We start from the raw sequence: 19,433 nt of genomic DNA on the forward strand, positions 1-19,433 counted from the left end.
CATCCCGCCGGGCGGTTCAATGCGAAAGAAGGAAAGCTTCTACGCTGAACAGCTCTTTGCCCATGGGCCAGAGCCGTGTCGTGGTGCCGGGGCCAAAACCCAGCGCATCGCAAGCCAGCAGCCTGTCGCCGTCCCAGATCGACGGCAACGAGCGCGCGGCATGATAGGGCGGCGCGCCGTCGGGCCGCTGTTTGAGTTGCTGCCAGCCGTTCTCGCCAAGGGCGCGGATGGTCTTGCCGTGCGAAGCGTCGCCAAGAACATGCCATCGGCCATCCCAAAGACCCGCCTCCCCGACGCTCTGCGTGACCTGGGCCACGGCCCTGAATTCGCGAAACACCCGGATCACATCGCGCTCGGCGCGCGCTTCACAGCCATGCAACGTGCCGCCACCGCCCCCGAGCAACCGCTCAAGCAGCGCCTCCAACGGCTCGGCCCTCGGGCGATAGTCCGCCGTGGCGATATACTGAAGCGCCCCGGCCAGCAGCCGCAGCTGGGTATCCCGTTCGATCGCCTCGAACCCCGTGCGATCCAGCAGCAAATCGCCAGTTGCGACAGACCCGGCGCGATCTTCGCGCCCGATCTCGCCCCAGACCTGCGCCGCGCGGGCCTGCAAAGCGCCCCGGGCGCGGTCCATGCGTCTGGCAGTCTCGGCCAGCCCCTGCGGATCGAGGCCAAGTGCTGCGATCTGCTGGCGCAGGCGGGCGCGGTCATAGCGAGGGTCCTCGTTGCTGGGATCGTCGACCCATCGGCCTTTGAGCGTGCGCAGGTAATGGCGCAGCGCCTCGCGCCCCATGCTCAGACAGGGCCGGATCACCTCGAAACCGGCGCGCCGTGTCGCGGGTTGTGGCGGGCTGTCTCCGGTGATCACGCCGGGCGTCGTGGCGGGCAGAACCCGGCGCCGCGCCTGCATGGCAGAGAGTCCCTCGACGCCCGACCCCCGCGCCAGCCGCATGAGCAGCGTCTCGGCGATATCGTCGCGGGTGTGGGCCATCAGCACATGATTAATGCCGCCGCGCCATTGCTCGATAAGGCCAAGGCGGGCGCGCCGGGCTGCGTCCATGACATTGCCCTGCCCGTCCCAGTCCCAGCGCAGCGTGGCATGGGGATGGCCAAGGGTCCGGCACTCCTCTGCGACCATCTCCGCCTCCGCCGCGCTCTCGGGGCGCAATCCGTGATCCACGGTCACCACCCAAAGCCGCACGCCCCACCGGTGCGTCCAGTTGTGGGCCAGCGTCAGCATTGCCATGCTGTCGCCCCCGCCGGAAACGGCAAGGGCGATGTCTTCAGGGAAATCAGGGCCAAGCAGGTCGCCCATGGCGTCGGCGAACTGCTGATCGAGAGACCGGGCCTCGCGCGTCATGCCGCCGTCACTGGCACCCAAGCTCGGCGCGGCTCTCTGCCGCATTCTGCACGAAATCCGACTCCGGATAGCGCCCGCCCACTTCGTTCAGCGTCACGCAGGCTTCGGGTGTGCTGCCCAGCTTGGCCAGCGACACGCCCAGCCGCCAAAGCGCCTCGGGGGCGGCGGGGGTCTCGGGAAAGCCACTGTAGGCATCGAGATAGCGCCGCGCCGCTTCGCGCGTGTCGCCCTGCCCGTCAAATGCCTTCCCTTCGGAAACCAGCGCCGATGCATTCAGCGGCCCGCCGGGATAGATCTCGCGGAACTTCGCAAAGAGCTGCGCCGCGCCGGTGTAATCGCCAAGCTCCAGCGCTTTCTGCGCGGCGAGGTAATCGGCCTCCTCGCTGACCGCAAGCTCGCCCTGATGCGCAGGCAGGCTGTCCGTCGGCTCGCGCGGCGCAGGCGCGGCAGCAGCCACAGCCTCGCCGCCAAGCGGGCGCGTGGCTTCGATATTTCCGATGTCGCATTCCGGCTGTACTTCGCAGACGCGGAATTCAAGATCCCCGAGGCGATTTGTGCCATCACTTACGACAGTGTCGATCCGGTTCTGCATCTGCTCTGTGCGGGCTGTGATCCGGGTCAGCTCCGCTTCGATGGCGTTGACCCTGTCAAGCACGGAGCCGCCCACCTGAACCGTTCCGATGCCAGTGGTGTTCAGCTCCTGCTTGAGCCGCGCCAACTCGCCCTGCAGCAGGACAATGTCCTGTCGCAGGTCGGCCAGCGTCTCGCTCTGCTGCGCCGGGGCAGCCCCGGCCATCACCACCAAACCAAAGGCAAAGACAGCGCGGCGGATCATCTCAGACCCCCGAACCCATGGAGATCACCGTCACCGCGCGGCGGTTCTTGGCATAGCAGCTCTCGACCGAGCAAACCTCGATCGGGCGCTCCTTGCCGTAGGAGATGAACTTCAGGCGGCTCGCGGCAACACCCTGGGATGTCAGGTATTCCATGACCGCATTCGCCCGGCGCGCGCCCAGTGCGATGTTGTACTCGCGCGTACCCTGCTCGTCGGCGTGGCCTTCGATGATTGCAAGGTAATCGGAATTGGTCATCAACCATTGCGCCTGCTGGCGCAAGGTCGCCTGCGCTTCGGGCGACAGTGTCGACTGGTCCACCGCAAAGAAAACGCGGTCGCCGATGCTCTGGCTGAAATACGCCGGAGAGGTCGGATCGTTCGCGCTGCCCGGAATGATATCGGAGGTAATGCCGCCATTGGCCCCGGCCCCCGCCGCACCGTCACCCGCGCCGAAGCGGCTGGCATTGGTACAGGCCGAGACGGCCAGTGCCGCGATCAACAAAATCGCCTTGGTCATATGTGTCATCTAACTGTCCTGCTCATTTTTCTTTTCGATTTGCCGGGAGGGTATCACAGCCGCCCGGACGTATAAAGATAGACGCTTATTGCAGCGGGCCCCAGCTCGGATCAGAGCCGCCCGCCGGGGTGCGCACCCGCTTGAGGTTGCGCCCGGAAATATCCACCGAATAGAGCGCCGAGGCACCTTCGGTTCCTTGGGTCTCGCGGGCGAACATGATCACCCGGCCATTCGGCGCCCAGGTCGGGCTTTCGTCAAGAAACGAGGCCGTGAGCAGACGTTCTTCGCTGCCATCCGTGCGCATCACTCCGATGTGGAAGCGGCCCGCGTTCTGCTTGGTAAAGGCGATCTGATCGCCGCGTGGCGACCACACCGGCGTGCCATACCGGCCCTCGCCAAAGCTGATCCGCGTCGCCTCTCCGCCCTGCGCCGGCATCACATAAAGCTGCTGCGTGCCGCTCCGGTCGCTCTCGAACACGATCTTGCTGCCGTCCGGCGAATAGCTCGGCGCGGTTTCGATCGCCGGGGTAAAGGTCAGCTGCCGCACCGCGCCCGATCCGATATCCATCGCCCAGATATCCGTGTTGGACCCGTTGGTCAGCGAATAGACTACGGTCTGTCCATCCGGCGAAAACCGCGGCGCAAAGCTCATCACGCCCTGATCGGCCTGAAATATCCGACTTTGCACATCGCCCACGTTCAACACGTGAATGCGCGGGCTGCCCGTGGCATAGCTGGTGTACAGCACCCGCTCGCCGCCGGGCGAGAAACGCGGCGCCAGCACGATGGCGTCCGATCCTGTCAGATACTGCACGTTCGCGCCATCGTAATCCATGATGGCAAGACGCTTTGCCCGGGCGTTCTTGGGGCCTGTTTCAGACACGAACACCACGCGGCTGTCGAAATACGGACTCTCGCCGGTCAGACGCGAATAGACCTGATCGGCCACCTTGTGCGCAAGGCGGCGCCAGCCGTCGGTTGTGGCGGTGAACTGCATACCCTGCCCCAGCTCGGTCCCGGCAAACACGTCCCAGACGCGAAATTTCACGATGACCCGGCCCGTCCCATCAAGGCTCACAGCCCCGGTGATCAACGCCTGTGCATTGATCGCCTTCCAATCGGCGAACGGCACCGGCGCGCCAAAGCTCGCGACGGTCGAGATATGCGCCTCGCGCGGGATCTCGCGGAACAGGCCTGTACCGGTCAGATCATCAGCCACCACGCGGCTGATATCCTCCACATATTGCCCGGCGTCCGGGGTCTCGGCGACAAAGCTCGGCACCGCGTAAGGCATCGGCTCGACCACCCCTTCGGTGATCTCGATCCTCAGCGGGCCATCCTGCGCCGCGACACTCGAATGTCCGAGAGCCACCATCGCAAGCGCCGCGATCATCAGACTGGCAATCCGCACCATCATGTTCTGTCCCTCCTCGGGGTCCGCTTGTGTCCTCGGACGTTCGCGCCATCGTATGCACGATAAATTCATTGCAAAACACCTGTCGCACGGCGCGTCACGGGGAATTTGCGCAAGGTCCCGCTCATCTCAGCCGCATGTCCGCCGGGTTGAAGGTCATCTCGATTTCGCGCCATTGCTCGTATTTCTCCGCCGGCAGGTCATAGCCGTCCTTCTGACAGCGCAACACCGCCCGCCGCGCCGCCTGAAACGCGGTGTCAACCGCCGCACCGCTGCCGCCGCTGGACGAAATCATCCGCAGGCTGTTCGACACAACGCGGCCATCCCGATCGAGTTCCATGCCAAGCACCACGGTCACATTCGCCGCTTGGCTGCCCACATCCACAAGCCAGCATTGCTGCACCGCCAAGCGCAGACCCTCACGCTCGCCGCGCGTAAGCGGCGGACCACTCGGGGCCTCCTGCTCGCTCCCACCCGACAGCGCCTCTGCCAAAGCCGCGGCAATCGCATCTTCGGTCTGCTCGCTCGTCGGGGCTGTTTCCGGCTCCGGGTCCGGCGCGGGCTGCGCCGTTTGTGTCGGGGTCTCCGGCTCGGCGGGTGTCGCGGGCCGTGCATCGGCGGGCCGTGTCTGCGGACGGATGCTGGCCGTCGGGGCCAGAGTCCCGGATGGCTCTTCTGCCTCCGTCACAATCTCTGTCGCCGCCTCTTCCGGGGCGGTGGCTTCCTGCTGATCTTCGACCTGATCGGGGGATGTCGCATCGGGATCGGCCGCTTGCTGCACCTCCTCGGCCACGGTCGTGTCCGGTTCGGGCGGCGCGACCGGCTCCGGCGCGACACGCGGCGCGGGGCGCGGTACGGGCCGCGAGGATTCGTCAGGCGCCAGCACCGGCGGCGGGGTCGGCTCCGGCGCGGGCGGCACCGGTGCGACCGGCGTTTCTGGAGGCTGCGGCTGCGGCGCAGGGACAGACTCCGGCGCGGGTGTCGGCGGCGTCGGTTCCGGCTCGGGCACCGGCGGTGTTGGTTCAGGTTCGGGCGTGGGCTCCGGCACCGGTTCTGGCTCCGGGACCGGCTCGGCCGACCCGGGCGCTGCGGGCTGCGTCAACGCCGCGAACTCCGCCTCGGAGATCACCGACACGTCGGCAACCTCCATCTGCGGAGGATCGGCGTCGAACACGCCGCCAACCAAAAGCCACAACAGCACAAGGCCGTGTGCCCCGGCGGATATGGACTGACCCGTCGTCACGCCTGCGCCCTACTGTCCCGACCCGTTCAGCGCGGGTCCACCGATGTCGGTCACAAGGCCGATGGACGAGAATCCACCAGCATTCAGCGCGCCCATGACCTGGGCGACGTCCTGATACGGCACACCGCCGTCGGCGCGCAGATACACCCGGTCATCACTGCGCTCCGCAGCAATGGCACGCAGACGCGGCACAAGATCCGCGCGGGCAATTTCCGTTGATTGTAGCAACACCGTGCCATCGGCGGCAATCGTCACGGTCAGCGGTTCTTCTGTTTCCTGCGGCAGCGCCTGCGCCGCCGTCTTCGGCAACTCCACCGGCACGCCAACCGTCAACAAGGGGGCCGCCACCATGAAGATGATCAACAGCACCAGCATCACGTCGACAAACGGCGTGACGTTGATTTCGGACATCGGCTGGGTGCGACCGCCAGCGCGGCGACGCCTGCGGCGGCTTCCGCCCCCGCCCCCGGATTTGACAACACCCGCGCCCATGGCTCAGCTGTCCAACTGGCGCGACAGGATGGTCGAAAACTCGTCGGCAAAGGCTTCGTAGCCGTTGAGAATACGGTCACTGTCCGCGCTCAGCTTGTTGTAGAAAATCACCGCCGGAATCGCCGCCATCAGGCCAAGCCCTGTGGCCAGAAGCGCCTCCGCGATCCCCGGCGCCACCACCACCAGAGAGGTGTTCTGCTGCTGCGCAATCTCGATGAAGGCGTTCATGATGCCGAACACCGTCCCGAACAGACCGACGAACGGCGCGGTCGAGCCCACGGTCGCCAGCACCGGCAGCCCCTTCTGCAAGGCCTCCGCCTCTTTCTGGATGGCCACGTCCATGCTGCGGTCGATGCGGCTCTGGGCGTTGGCAATCAGCGCCCCATCCTCGCGGTGCGAGCGCCGCCACTCCGTCATCCCGGCGGCAAAGATCCGCTCCGCCCGCCCCTTCGGCTCCGGCCCGAGCGTCTCATAAAGCTCATCCAGCGGCTCGCCGGACCAGAACGCCTGATCAAACCGCGCCGCCTCCCGCCGCGCCGCGCGATAGGCGATAAGCTTGTCGATGATAATGCCCCATGACCAGATGGATGCGATCATCAAGGCCAGCATCACCAGCTTGACGGTCAGTGTTGCGCGCGCAAACAGCGCCCACATGGAGAAATCGATCTCCTGCGCGAGCGCAAGCGTTTCTGTTTCCATGAACCTGCTCTTCTTTCAGCCTCTCGGCTCTCTGACTGGAGCCGTATTATCCGCCTGTTTACCCGATTTGCAGAGCAAAGGCCAACATATTGCTGTGATCGGCAGCAAATTAGGGGCCGTCGGCGGTTCCTTGCCCCCCGCATCGCACACCGCCCCCGGCGTCTTTGGTCCACAAATACCCTCGGGGAGGCGCAGCCCCGCTGCGCAGGGGGCAGAGCCCCCGAAACCGGGACGGCGGGCGGGGTGCCTTTCGGCCCTCGGGCCGAAACAGCGCCGTCAGCCGCCTTCCCCTCTGCAGACCGCGAGGGCTTGCCGCCCCGCGACGGCCACGCGCTCGGGCCAACCCGTCGCAATAAAGTCCGCCACGTCCATAGCAGGCGGCGTCGCATCGCAGGCCGCGGCAAGCATGATCCGAACCCGCTCCATCGCGGCCAATTCGGAGGCGCTCAACGCCCCCTGCCAGATCGGCTCAGCCTCATCATGGTAGGGCAGCCAGTCAAAGACACACTCGAAATACCCGCCAAAGCCCCAGACTTCGAGCGTATGCTCGGGTTAGGCCAACCCTTCAACAGCGCCAATCATACCCTGCCGACAATTGCCAATCACAGCCTACTCGGACCTGTCCACCGCTCAATGCACCTTTTTGCGAAGCCCCGCCGGAAGCCGCGCCGGATGCCCGTCCAGCGTGGCACAAACCGCCGTCACCTCGGCCCTGAAGAGCACCTCCTCACCGCGCAAGACCTCTTGCGCCATGACGAGCCGCACGCCGGTCATGGCCTTGATCGTGGTCCGCACCTCCAGCGCATCGTCGTACTTCGCGGGCACAAGATAGTCACACTCGATGCGCCGCACAACAAACACGATGCCCTCCTCGCGCATGGCGTTCTGATCCAGCCCCTGCTGCTTCACCCATTCGGACCGCGCCCGCTCGATGAACTTCAGGTAATTGGCGTGATAGACTATCCCCGCCATATCGGTGTCCTCATAAAAGACACGCACAGGGAAAACATGGGGGTGCGGCATGGGCAGGGTCTCCGGGTTTCTGGCCGGACCCTAGCGGCGCAAGCCACGCGGGTGAACCGAATTCTGCCCCAGCGCAGCGCAACCCGCATCGACCACCGGGACCCCGATCCGGCATCGGGCGTACACGCGCCACCGGCCCGCCCATCCGCGCCGCATTCGGAAGTACGGGCGCGGCCTGGCCTCGGGCGGGGCGACCTCCAGTCCGACACTGCGATCAGATCGCGCTGGCCGACCGCCGCATGACCGCACCAAACGCAAACGGGCGCCCCATCGGGACGCCCGCTGCCTGTTATTTCATCTGACTTACTGCGAGCCGAACACCGGGATCGCCGCGCCGGCCTGGACCGGCATTGCCGCCGGGGCCGAACCCGCCGCACCGGGCATGCTCGCCATGGCTGCCTTCAGCAGGGAGACACGCTCCGGCATCCCGGGGCCAAACACCGCCTTGGTGCCACCGTCCAGCGCCTCGGTTGCCTGCCCGTACCATGCCAGCGACAGGTCAGAGCGCTCCGGCAGGCCGAAGCCCTGGCTCAGGTGGTGGCCGATCAGCTCGGCATAAGGCGCCTTGCCCAGCGCCACGAGCACCAGTGCAGACCCAACCGCCGTGTTCATGTCATCGGTCTTGTAGCCCGACGACAGGCAGACCGTCGCGGTATTCTCCAGCTGCGCCGGGGACATGCCAGAGCCTAGCACGAACTGCCCGACACTGCGCAGGACCTCTTCACGCGGCTGCAGGGCCGCGGCTGTGACCTGATCCTTGAGCAGAGCGCCAAAGCCCGCGCATTGCTGCGCAATCGCTGCGGGTGTCACGCCATTCAATTCCGCGACCAGCGCATCGCCGTTGGCAATCGCATAGCTGCGCGAAAAGCACATCTGCTCGCCCAGCGCGGTCTGCGGATCAGTCATCGTCTGCGCCGTGGCATAGCCGCCATTGGTGCTGGTTACGAGGTTGACCATGTTGCAATGCGAAGCAAGCGAGCGCACCGGCGCGGCACCACCCGCAAAGAACTGCGGCATCGCGGGAGCATCGGCTGCCGCCGCGGCCTGGACCGGGGCCTGAACGGAGGGCACCGCCGCGGCCACTGGCGCCGTGCCACCACCGGTCACCGCCATGGTCGCCATCTGCGTCTGCGGCTGTTGCTGCGGCATGATCGGCGCCGGCGCGGGAGCGGCGGCCATCATCGACCCGCTGCCGTCCCCGGTCTTGGAACAGGTGCCACGGGTACAGCTGAACATTGCCGGGGTCACGTTGAACGCCTGGAAATCGTTGCGCTCATAGCCTTCCGGCGTGGAGGCAAAGACCCGCACGGTACAGGCCTGCGCGCTGCACCAGAAGGCCGATCCGGTCACCGAGGTGTCGATGATGTAATCGGTTTGCCCGTCGCCATTGATATCCGAAAGCTGGATAAAGCCGTGCCGGTTCACCAGCTGCTCCGCCGTCGGGTCCGAGCTCTTGGCGATTTCGTTCACCGTCTGCGCGATCGTCGGCGGCAAACCGTAATGACTGGCCAGGGCCGAGCGCGCGCCCGGTCCGCCAACCTGCTCATCCCGATAGGTGATCAACAGGCCACGCACGCCCTGCGGGTCCTGCGCGATCATCTGCGCCGTGGTTGCGCCCCCGGCCTGCGCCCGCTGATACGAGCTCACGAGGAAATTGCGTTCGAATTCAGTCAGTTGGCCAGTGGCCACATATCCCATATGCACCTGGTATTGCGTCACCGCGGCGCGGGATTTGCGCCCCATGACACCATCGGGCGATCCGGCATTAAAACCGAAATAATTCAGCGCGGTCTGCGCCTCACGATTCTGCGCACGGGCGGCGGAATAAACCGGCTTCGGCGCGGAGCGCCGCGTGGTGGTGGCAGGGCGGCGTTGTGACTGATTGGCCATGGCACCGCCAATAATTCCAACCGCAAGGCCCTTGATGAAATCATCCGCCGCGGCCGGTGCTGGCGACAAGGCCATCGCAGACATCAATGCAGCAAAAACAAACTTCTTCGACATATTACTCTCCCGGAAACTCGGATTGATTAAGTCCAAACCGCCGATTCGAGGCAAGCAGTTTGGTATTCCATACGGTCTTTTCCACTCCAAAATTCTCGAAAATTGGCGCAATACGGGGTTAATTTACCGTTAATTCCGGTTTGATTTCCGGATGACCCTGACTCCAAACGGTCCCCCTGCGCCGTATCCCATGCCCACCGGCACGGGACAGCACGTGGCAAAACCCTTGCCCCGCCACGCGCCCCAAGGCAAAAGACCGGCCAAGCTTCGCCATCCGGACACTATCCCAGCCATGACCTTCGATCTCGCCGCCCAGCCGCAGTTCGTCCAGACCCTCGCCGGCTATGGCCTCAGCGGCTGGGCGATCGCCCGCGATTGGCTGACCTCCCCGGCTGCCTGGTCGCAATTCGGTCTGCTGGCCGTGGCCTTCCTGCTCGCCTGGCTGCTCACCCGCCAACTCCGCCCCGTGCTCACCCGCTGGCTTGCGCCTGCCCCGGGCGCGCGCGGTCTGCTGGTAACCCTGCGGCGCTTTGCGCTGATCTTCGTGCCGCTCATGTTGCCGGTTCTCGCCTTCAGCTTCACCGCCATCGGTGAACAGGCGACACGGGCGCTCTTTGGTTCAGGGGCGGTCATCGCCTTTGGCAAGCGCATCTTTCTCTTCCTCGCCGCCCGCATCCTCGTGCGCGAAATCATCACCGACGGCTTTCTCAAGGTCCTCGGGCGCCTCATCCTTCTGCCGATCATGGCGCTCTATGCGCTTGGCTTCCTCGACGCCTCCATCGTGCGCCTCAACGAGATGACCATCGCCCTCGGCAATATCGAATTCACCGTCATGTCGGTGATCCGGGGGCTGATCGCCGGATCAATCCTGTTCTGGATCGGTCGCTGGTCCAACGATCAGACCGGCAGCTTCATCAACCAACAAGAAGAGCTGCCCCCCGCCACCCGACAACTGGCCACCAAGGCCGCCGAAGTCGCCATCTTCGGCCTCGCCTTCCTGCTGCTGATGAACATCGTGGGCATCCCGCTGACCTCCCTGGCCGTGATGGGCGGCGCCATCGGCGTCGGCCTCGGCTTTGGCTTGCAGAAAATCGCCTCCAACTACATCTCTGGCGTGATCCTTCTGCTCGAAGGGCAGGCCACCGTCGGCGATTATGTCGAACTCGACAGCGGACAGGCCGGCACCATCATCAAGACCACCGCCCGCGCCATGATCCTCGAAACCTTCGATGGCCGCTGGATCGTCGTCCCGAACGAGGACTTCATCACCACCCGGATCATCAACTACTCGGACCAGGGCAGCGCCAATCGCTACGAAGTCCCCTTCTCCGTGAGCTATGACACCGACATCAACCGCGTCCCGGACATCATCGAAAAGGCCGTCGCCACACATCCCGATGTGCTCGACGAGCCCTTTCCGCCGGACTGCGAATGGCGCGGTTTCGGCGACAGCGGCGTCGAATTCTGGGTGGGCGGGCTGGACGACGGCAAGAACAAGTACAGCTCCGACGTCGGCTTCCTGATCTGGAACGCCCTGAAGGAGCACAATATCGAAATTCCCTATCCCCGCCGCGTGGTCGAACTGCGCAATGCCGATGCAGACGCCTGACCCCACATCCCCATGCCCGGGACATCGCGCACCCCCGCGCCTCATCCTGGCAGCGATACCCCGAAATCCCGGTGCCACATGCCCCGCGCCCTGATCATAGGTGGCGGCCCCGCCGGGTTGATGGCGGCAGAGGCGTTGCTGTCGGCGGGCATCGACACCACGCTGATCGAGGCGAAACCAAGCCTCGCCCGCAAATTTCTGATGGCGGGGAAATCGGGGTTGAACCTGACCCGGATGCAGGACATCGACACGGTCCTTGACCACTACAGCGCTGGCCGCAGGCAATTGGAGCCGATGATCCGCGCCTTCCCGCCGGAGGCCATCCGCGACTGGGCCGAAGCGCTGGGGCAAGAGACCTTCACCGGCTCTACCCTGCGGCTCTTTCCAAAGGCCATGAAGGCCTCGCCGCTGCTGCGGGCCTGGCTGGCGCGGCTGACGGCGCTTGGACTGACAACGCAAACCCGCTGGCGCTGGACCGGCTGGAACGGCCCGGCGCTCACCTTCGACACGCCGGACGGCCCCCGAGACCTGACCGCCGATGTCACCGTCTTCGCGCTTGGCGGGGCCAGCTGGGCAAGGCTCGGCTCCGATGGTCTGTGGACCGCGCCCTTCGCGGCGCAGGGTCTTCCCCTCGCGCCCTTTGCCCCCTCCAACGCCGGGCTGATCGTGCCATGGTCGGATCACATGACCCGCCACTTCGGCAGCCCGCTCAAGACCGTCCGCTTCACCGCAGGCACGCAAAGCAGCCGGGGCGAGGCGGTGATTTCAAAACGTGGCCTCGAAGGCGGCGCGATCTACCCGCTGACCCCGGCCTTGCGCGAGGGCGCGCCGCTCTACGCCGACCTCGCCCCTGACCTGACCCCGGACGCCCTCGGAAAACGCCTCGCCAAACCGCGCGGCAAGCAGAGCCTGTCGAACCACCTGCGCAAGACCCTGAAGCTCGCTCCCGCCGCGCAGGCCCTGCTGATGGACTGCGCCCGCCCGCTGCCGCAGGCTCCCGAAGCGCTGGCTGCGCTGGTCAAGGCGCTGCCGATCCCCCACCACGGCCCGCGCCCGATGGACGAGGCCATCTCCACCGCCGGCGGCCTTCGATGGCAGGCACTGACCGCCGACCTCATGCTGGGCGACAGGCCCGGCACCTTCTGCGCGGGCGAGATGCTCGACTGGGATGCGCCCACGGGCGGCTACCTGCTGACCGCCTGCCTTGCGACAGGGCGTTGGGCCGGACAGGCCGCAGCGCGCTATTGCGCCCTCGCGCCTGACGCGCGCCCCGGCGGATCTCCGCGCGGCTGACTGACGGCTTTCCTGTGCGATCCGGACCGCGAAACGCTCCCCGGCTGCACCCACCCTCGGACGTGGGGCGCGGGTCACTGCCAGCTGTAGCGAATGGCCTCCGGCCCCTCGGCGCCGACTGCCGCGATGCGTCTGGCGTCGATGCCACGCACGACAAGCGCCTGCCGGATGGTCTCGGCGCGCCGTCGCGCCAATTGCCGGTCCAGAACCGCGTAGCCCATGCCATCGGCGCGGGCCTCCACACGCAGTTGCAATGCTCCGGTCCAGGTGCAGATGCGGGCCACCGCCGCCAGCCTGGCCAGGGCCAGCGCCGCGTCGTAGCGCAGCGTGACCCGGCGGTCCTCGAACGGCACCGGCCCCAGGTCCGCCATGGCCTCGGTACACGCCTCGGCGGTGGCCATGTTCCGGACACGCGGAAACCAATAGCCATCCTGAAAGACCTGCGCCTCCCCCGTCAAGACATGCACCCGCTGCGTACCGGGAAGCGGCGCTTCGGCGGCGCGCAAACGTGCCCCACCGGCAAACGGAACCGCCGCAGGGTCCACCCCGGGCGTCACACCGATGTCGAGCGTCAGGACCCCTTGGTCAAAGCGCAGCGTGGCGGTTTCCACCACGGGCAGCACGGCGCCAAGCGCCTCCAGCGCCGAAACCACCACCTCGCTCGTGCCCTGCAGCGCCACATCCGGATCGCCGCGCAGGGTCTCCAGCCCAAGCGCCCCAGCCATCGCGGTCAGGCTCAGTCCGGCGGGCAGTTTTCCCGAGACCGCCGCCCCCGTCGCCGCGTCATAGCTTAGCGTAAAGACCGCAGGCGCGCCGTCATCCGCCATCCGGATGTCCGCCGTTCCGGCCCCGCCCAGCGCCGCGCGCACCCGTTGCCGCACCGCCGGATCATCCGCCAGCCCATCGAGCGTCAGCCCCTCCGGCCCATGGCGCAAATGCCCCTCACGCAGCAGAACAAGCGCCGCCAGCCCGCGCCAGGCCGGCTTGGCCCAGCCGCTCAGGTCCGGTGCCCGCGTCCGCTGCGTTGCATCCTCCACCGCTATAGCCCTGCCAATCCGCGCCGCAATCACAGCCGCCGCATCCGTCCCGGCCTCCGGCCCGCCCCAGAAATCCAGCGGCACCCGCCCCGACAGCCGCAACCGCGCCCCATCCCAGGCGGCCTCCATCCCCAAAGGGCCGCCGGTGTCTTCCGGCCAGACCTGCGCCTGCAAGACCCAGCCCTGCGGGAGCGCCTCTGCCAGGGCCCCGATCCGCGCCACTGCTGCATCGGAAAGCGGACCGCCACTGATCGCCACGACCCCCGGCGTCACCGAAACCATGCCCTGCGGCAGCGCGCCGAGCTCCGGCAACACCACCGCCAGAGCCGCCGCAAACTGCCCCTCGTCCATCGCCGCTCCGGCAATCTGTACCTGCGAGGCGGACACGATGCCGGGATCGCCCATCGCGCTCAGCGTCGCCCCCTCCGGCAGCTTCGCCGCATATTGCACCCCCATCACCGGATCACGGCTGAACACGAAGCGATAGGGCGTGCCATCGTCACGCACGGCAATCTCCGACGCGACCTTGTAGCCCTCCGGCACATCCGCCAAACGGCGCAGCACCGCCGCCCGGTCTGCCGGAAAGTCCACGACACCTTGCACCGACGCCGCACGACCCTCCAGGCTGATCTGCGCATCGCCAAGATTCGCAGCCACCTCGGCCAGCCGCACCGCCACCGCGCCCCAGGCGTCATCCGGAACCCCGCGCGCCACGATCAGATCGACGGCCTCTTGCCCGAGCGCCGCCGCGATTTCGCCCCGCGCCCGCACGTCCGGCACATGGCCCGCGGCCACCAAGGCGCCGCCCTCATCATCCCGGGCAATCCTGAACCCGAACGGCGCCACCTCCGGCAGCACCGTCAGCTCCGACACCACGCGCGAAACCCCCTGCACCGCGCCGAGCGCGGTGACGACGGCCTGCGCCTCCGCCGCGCTCTCGACCCGGCCCGTGACCGTGACCACACGGCCCGACACGGCCACCTGCAGCGGATGCCGCGCCTGATAGACCACCGCCGCCGCTTCCGCCCGGATCCCCGCCGCGACCAGCGCATCCTCGCCGGGCACACGAAACACGCCCAGCCCGATCACGACCAGGACAATCGCCACAATCGCAAGGAAATCCCGCACGGCGGGATGGCTCAGACGGCCGCCTTCAGGCTCTCTTCAAGGTAAATCTCGCGCAGCCGCAGCGCCCGGCCTCCTGGCACACCGGCCCCGACCGCCGTGCCGTCGATCTCCACCACCGGCATCACAAAAGCCGAGGCCGAGGTGATGAACGCCTCATCCGCCGCCTTCGCCTCGTCGATGGTAAAGTTGCGCTCCTCCACCTGCATCTGCGCCTCGCGCGCAAACCGCAGTACCGCCGCCCGCGTGATCCCGTGCAGGATGTCATTCGACAAAGCCCGCGTGACGATGGTGTTGCCCTTGATGATATAGGCGTTGTTGCTCGTCCCTTCGGTGACGAACCCGTCCTCGATCATCCACGCATCATCCGCCCCGGCCTTCTTCGCCATCATCTTGCCCATCGACGGATAGAGCAGTTGCACCGTCTTGATGTCGCGGCGGCCCCAGCGCACATCCTCGATACTGATCACCTTGATGCCCTTTCTGGCCGCAGGGGCGTTCGCCAGACCCGGCTTGTTCTGTGTGAACAGCACCAGCGTCGGCTCCGTCGTCTCCGGATCGGGGAACACGAAATCCCGGTCGCCCGGCGCGCCGCGCGTGATCTGAAGATAGACCAGCCCCTCGTCGATGCCGTTGAGCCGCACCAGCTCGCGGTGGATCTCCAGCAGATCCTCGAAGGCCGCAGGCTTGGGCATGTCCAGCTCGGTCAGCGAGCGCTCCAGCCGCTTGGCATGGCCGGCAAAATCGATCAGCTTGCCGCCCAGAACCGAGGTCACCTCGTAAACCCCATCCGCCATCAGGAACGCGCGGTCAAAGATGCTCACCTTGGCCTCGGTCTCGGGCAGGTACTCTCCGTTCAGATAAACGGTGCGGGTCATGGAATGTCTCCTTCGATGTGTCGGTGCGCCAACCGCGCTTTTCTGTTTCGTTTAGGCAATCCCGGCCGCCGCGCCAAGCATTGCCATGCGCGGCAGAAGGCGCAAAACCCGAATAGTTAAGATGCTGCGACGCAGCGCAACACTGCAAATCCGCAAACCCAACTTTGCAAAACGCGTTTTGTACCAAACGCGCCGCGAATCGTACCAAACGCTGGTTAACGGCGGTCCGGGAGTGGTTAACAACCGGCTCGGCCTTGTTGATCAGCCTGCGCCAACCCCTAGATATGCCACCGCGACCCAGCGCGCGGTCCGTTACCCCGGCGCGCGCCCCGGTCACACTCTCCTCGAACCGGCACGAATTAACCATCGTTCGGTGCCCCTGCGCCGAACGGCTCAACCCCAGAGCGCGGTCTCGGGCGGATGCACGCCTTTTTCGTCGAAAATCAACGGTGTATCGCGATCCTCGGCCAGCAGAAGCGGCCCATCCAGATCGGTGACCAACGCCCCCTGCGCCACGAGGACGGCGGGCGCCATGGCCAGAGACGAGCCCACCATACAGCCCACCATGACATCGTAACCCTCTGACAAGGCTTGCTCTTTCAACCGCAGCGCTTCGGTCAGGCCGCCGGTCTTGTCGAGCTTGATGTTCACCACGTCATACTTGCCCTTCAGCCCGGGCAGGCTGCCGCGATCATGGCAGCTTTCATCGGCACACACGGGCACGGGCCGCGCCATCCCGATCAGCGCCTCATCCTCCCCGGCGGGCAAGGGCTGCTCCACCAGCGTCACGCCAAGCCTTTGAAGATGCGGACAAAGATCGGCGTAGACCTCGGCACTCCACCCCTCGTTCGCATCTACGATGATCCGCGATGTCGGCGCCCCGCGCCGCACCGCCTCCAGCCTCGGCATGTCATCCGGCGTGCCCAGCTTGATCTTCAAGAGCGGCCGATGGGCATGCTTCCGCGCCGCCGCCTCCATCGCCGCAGGCTCGCCAAGCGACAGGGTAAAGGCCGTCACTTCCGGCCCCGGCGCAGCCAGCCCCGCCAGATCCCAGACCCGGCAACCCGCTGTTTTCGCTTCGAGATCCCAAAGCGCACAGTCCACGGCATTGCGCGCGGCTCCGGCGGGCAACAATTCGTAAAGCGCCGCGCGCGTCACCCCCTCAGGCAGGCCAAGGATCTCCGCCTCGACGCTTTCAAGGCTCTCGTCATAGCGCGCGTAGGGCACGCATTCGCCGCGCCCCACCGTCCCATCACGGGCCACCGTAACAGTCAGAACCTGCGCCTCGGTCCGGCTCCCCCGCGAAATCGTGAAGGCTTCCGCCAGTCGGAACACATCGCGATCGACTTTGATACCCATAGCGCAACTCCCTGCTTCGTCTTGGAAAAATACTCCGCACCCACGGCAGCCACCGAACCCGGCTGGTTGCATGGATGCGCTGTGGGACGGCGGGCGGGGCGCCTTTACCCTGCAGGGGTAAACAGCGCCCGACCACCGTCCGCGGTGCCAACCCGGCGTTAACCGCGCCGGGTTAAACCGTTAAAGCGCAGCCACTGCCTCGGCCAGACGTCCCGCGCCATGTCTGAACGGATCAACCGTCGGCAGCCCCAGCCGCGCCTCGACCTCTGCGCAATAGGCCGTCGCCTCGGCCTCGCTCATGTGCTGCGTATTGATCGACACGCCCACCACCACGCAGGCCGGGTTCGCCACCTTGGCAAGCTGCAGCGACAGGTCCCGAACCGCCTCCAGCGTCGGCAGCTTATAGCCCGGAAGGCCGCGCATGTGCGCTCGCGTCGGCTCATGGCACAGGATCAGCGCATCGGGCTGCCCGCCATGGATCAACGCCATGGTAACCCCCGAGAAACTCACGTGAAACAGGCTGCCCTGCCCCTCGATGATATCCCAGTGATCGGCGTCATTATCCGGTGTCAGCCATTCGATCGACCCCGCCATGAAGTCCGCGATCACCGCATCCAGCGGCACGCCGTCGCCGGTGATCAGAATGCCGGTCTGGCCGGTTGCGCGGAAGGTGCTCTTCATGCCCGCCTCGCGCATCGCCTTATCCAGCGCCAGCGCTGTGTACATCTTGCCGACCGAGCAATCCGTACCCACGGCCAGCACCCGCTTGCCGCTCCGCTTTTCGCCATTGGCGATGGGATACTCGACTTCGGGCACCCGAACGTCATGCAGGCTGCGCCCGCAGGCCTCGGCCACCGCGACGAGATCGGGCTCATTGCGCAGCAGGTTATGCAGGCCGGACGCGAGGTCGAACCCCTCTTCGAGCGCCGCCACCAGCACTTTTTTCCAACCCTGGCTGATCTTGCCGCCGCGATTGGCCACCCCGATCACCAGCGTTTTGGCCCCGGCAACCTTCGCCTCCGCGAGGCTCATGTCCGTCAGCCCCAGATCGGCCTTGCAGCCCTCCATCCGGAATTGGCCCACACAGTTCTCCGGCCGCCAATCCTTGATCCCCTGCGCGACTTTGGCCGCCAACGAATCCGGCGCATCGCCCAGAAACAACAGATACGGTGTCTCGATCATAACATCCCCTTTCATTCTCTTGCCGCGACTCTGCACAAAGCCGCGCCGAAGTTTCACCCCGACTGCGCCCTCAATTGTGAAGCGAACCGAAGAATTTTTCGATTTGATCAAATAATGCGCAACGATCTGCTGCCAAGCCCCATGAGCCGCGCCCGAAACCACCGCCCACGCAGAGCCATGCTGCACCCGCGAAAAAGTCGCTTGCGCAGAGCTGCGTAATTTCATAACCAAATCGAGAGAAAAAACGAAATATCCTTACCCGAATGGAGCGCCAATGTCCTTCCGCATTCAGCCCACCGCCCCGGCCCGACCGAACCGCTGCCAGCTCTTCGGCCCCGCCTCAAACACCAAGCTGCCGCCCAAGATGGCGACCTCTGCGGCCGACGTGATCAATCTTGATCTTGAGGATTCGGTTGCGCCCACGGACAAGGACATGGCCCGCAAGATGGCCATCGACGCGATTGGTGATATCGACTGGGGCAACAAGACCCTCTCGGTGCGCATCAACGGCCTCGACACGCCCTATTGGTATCGCGATGTGGTTGATCTTCTGGAACAATCCTCCGAGCGCCTCGATCAGATCATGATCCCGAAAGTCGGCTGTGCCGAGGATCTCTATGCCGTGGACGCGCTTGTCACCGCGATCGAGACGGCCAAGGGCCGCAAGAAAAAGATCGCCTTCGAAGTCATCATCGAAAGCGCCGCCGGCATTGCCCATGTCGAGCAGATCGCCGCCGCCACACCGCGTCTTGAGGCCATGAGCCTCGGCGCTGCGGATTTTGCCGCCTCCATGGGCATGGCCACCACCGGCATCGGTGGCACGCAGGAGAATTACTACATGCTGCACGACGGCCAGAAGCATTGGTCCGATCCGTGGCACTGGGCCCAGACCGCCATTGTCGCCGCTTGCCGCACCCATGGCGTGCTGCCCGTCGATGGCCCCTTTGGGGATTTCTCCGATGACGATGGTTACCGGGCCCAGTCCCTGCGCTCGGCAACACTCGGCATGGTCGGCAAATGGGCCATTCACCCAAAACAGATCGCGCTGGCCAATGAGATCTTCACCCCCTCCGACGCCGCCGTCGCCGAGGCCCGCGAGATCCTCGAAGCGATGGAAAAGGCCAAGGCAAACAACGAAGGCGCCACAGTCTACAAGGGCCGCCTTGTCGACATCGCCTCGATCAAACAGGCCGAGGTCATCGTCCGGCAGGCGGAGATGATTTCCGGTTACTGACCCGACCAGCCGCACAAATAACAAGAGCGGCCTGTACGGGCCGCTCTTTTCTCATGCGATCCGCCGGTTTCAGGCTTCTTTGCGCTTGCGCCGGGCCGACACCAATCCGCCACCGTGAGACATCCAGAC

General features: G+C 65.8%; 16 protein-coding genes. 3 read left to right on the plus strand and 13 right to left on the minus strand.

Annotated features, from left to right (window positions below):
* Positions 1-16 precede the first annotated feature (16 nt).
* The 9 genes from tilS to ACN2XU_RS20760 form a co-directional block, all read right to left on the minus strand.
* Positions 17-1,360, minus strand: coding sequence for a tRNA lysidine(34) synthetase TilS (gene tilS, locus ACN2XU_RS20720; RefSeq protein ID WP_419412257.1), 1,344 nt, complete (start codon positions 1,358-1,360; stop codon positions 17-19).
* A gap of 7 nt (positions 1,361-1,367) precedes the next feature.
* Entirely contained in the window at positions 1,368-2,195 is an 828-nt protein-coding gene (gene ybgF / locus ACN2XU_RS20725) for a tol-pal system protein YbgF (RefSeq protein ID WP_419412258.1), read from the minus strand.
* 1 nt (position 2,196) lies between these two features.
* Entirely contained in the window at positions 2,197-2,721 is a 525-nt protein-coding gene (gene pal / locus ACN2XU_RS20730) for a peptidoglycan-associated lipoprotein Pal (RefSeq protein WP_419412259.1), read from the minus strand.
* A gap of 76 nt (positions 2,722-2,797) precedes the next feature.
* Positions 2,798-4,105 (minus strand): Tol-Pal system beta propeller repeat protein TolB, encoded by a 1,308-nt coding sequence (gene tolB / locus ACN2XU_RS20735; RefSeq protein ID WP_419412298.1) that lies wholly within the window; start codon positions 4,103-4,105, stop codon positions 2,798-2,800.
* A 145-nt stretch (positions 4,106-4,250) separates the two neighbouring features.
* On the minus strand, positions 4,251-5,369 hold the full coding sequence (gene tolA / locus ACN2XU_RS20740) for a cell envelope integrity protein TolA (protein ID WP_419412260.1): 1,119 nt from the start codon (positions 5,367-5,369) through the stop codon (positions 4,251-4,253).
* A gap of 9 nt (positions 5,370-5,378) precedes the next feature.
* Positions 5,379-5,861 (minus strand): protein TolR, encoded by a 483-nt coding sequence (gene tolR, locus ACN2XU_RS20745; protein WP_419412261.1) that lies wholly within the window; start codon positions 5,859-5,861, stop codon positions 5,379-5,381.
* Positions 5,862-5,864: 3 nt separating this feature from the next.
* Positions 5,865-6,560 carry a protein TolQ gene (gene tolQ / locus ACN2XU_RS20750; protein ID WP_419412262.1) on the minus strand — a complete coding sequence of 232 codons (696 nt, stop codon included), beginning with the start codon at positions 6,558-6,560 and terminating at the stop codon, positions 5,865-5,867.
* 630 nt (positions 6,561-7,190) lie between these two features.
* Positions 7,191-7,583, minus strand: coding sequence for a tol-pal system-associated acyl-CoA thioesterase (ybgC, locus tag ACN2XU_RS20755; protein ID WP_419412263.1), 393 nt, complete (start codon positions 7,581-7,583; stop codon positions 7,191-7,193).
* A gap of 303 nt (positions 7,584-7,886) precedes the next feature.
* Positions 7,887-9,587, minus strand: a complete 1,701-nt coding sequence (locus ACN2XU_RS20760) for a peptidoglycan-binding domain-containing protein (protein WP_419412264.1) — start codon at positions 9,585-9,587, stop codon at positions 7,887-7,889.
* A gap of 292 nt (positions 9,588-9,879) precedes the next feature.
* Between ACN2XU_RS20760 and ACN2XU_RS20765 the strand changes: the two genes are divergently transcribed.
* Both ACN2XU_RS20765 and ACN2XU_RS20770 read left to right on the plus strand, forming a co-directional pair.
* Positions 9,880-11,196 carry a mechanosensitive ion channel family protein gene (locus ACN2XU_RS20765; protein ID WP_419412265.1) on the plus strand — a complete coding sequence of 439 codons (1,317 nt, stop codon included), beginning with the start codon at positions 9,880-9,882 and terminating at the stop codon, positions 11,194-11,196.
* A gap of 78 nt (positions 11,197-11,274) precedes the next feature.
* Positions 11,275-12,489 carry a TIGR03862 family flavoprotein gene (locus tag ACN2XU_RS20770; protein ID WP_419412266.1) on the plus strand — a complete coding sequence of 405 codons (1,215 nt, stop codon included), beginning with the start codon at positions 11,275-11,277 and terminating at the stop codon, positions 12,487-12,489.
* Positions 12,490-12,563: 74 nt separating this feature from the next.
* On the opposite strand, the gene ACN2XU_RS20775 is transcribed toward ACN2XU_RS20770, so the two are convergent.
* From ACN2XU_RS20775 to dgcN, 4 genes are all read right to left on the minus strand, one after another.
* Positions 12,564-14,654 (minus strand): BON domain-containing protein, encoded by a 2,091-nt coding sequence (locus tag ACN2XU_RS20775; protein WP_419412267.1) that lies wholly within the window; start codon positions 14,652-14,654, stop codon positions 12,564-12,566.
* A gap of 11 nt (positions 14,655-14,665) precedes the next feature.
* Positions 14,666-15,529: a D-amino-acid transaminase gene (locus ACN2XU_RS20780; RefSeq protein ID WP_419412268.1), complete on the minus strand. Its 864-nt coding sequence runs from the start codon at positions 15,527-15,529 to the stop codon at positions 14,666-14,668.
* 393 nt (positions 15,530-15,922) lie between these two features.
* Positions 15,923-16,888, minus strand: coding sequence for an N-acetyl-D-Glu racemase DgcA (dgcA, locus tag ACN2XU_RS20785; RefSeq protein WP_419412269.1), 966 nt, complete (start codon positions 16,886-16,888; stop codon positions 15,923-15,925).
* Positions 16,889-17,068: 180 nt separating this feature from the next.
* Entirely contained in the window at positions 17,069-18,070 is a 1,002-nt protein-coding gene (gene dgcN / locus ACN2XU_RS20790) for an N-acetyltransferase DgcN (RefSeq protein WP_419412270.1), read from the minus strand.
* Positions 18,071-18,344: 274 nt separating this feature from the next.
* Between dgcN and ACN2XU_RS20795 the strand changes: the two genes are divergently transcribed.
* Positions 18,345-19,304, plus strand: coding sequence for an L-malyl-CoA/beta-methylmalyl-CoA lyase (locus ACN2XU_RS20795; protein WP_419412271.1), 960 nt, complete (start codon positions 18,345-18,347; stop codon positions 19,302-19,304).
* Positions 19,305-19,433: the final 129 nt, after the last annotated feature.

It is taken from the genome of Pacificoceanicola niger (assembly GCF_048553275.1).
Lineage (GTDB): Bacteria > Pseudomonadota > Alphaproteobacteria > Rhodobacterales > Rhodobacteraceae > Pacificoceanicola.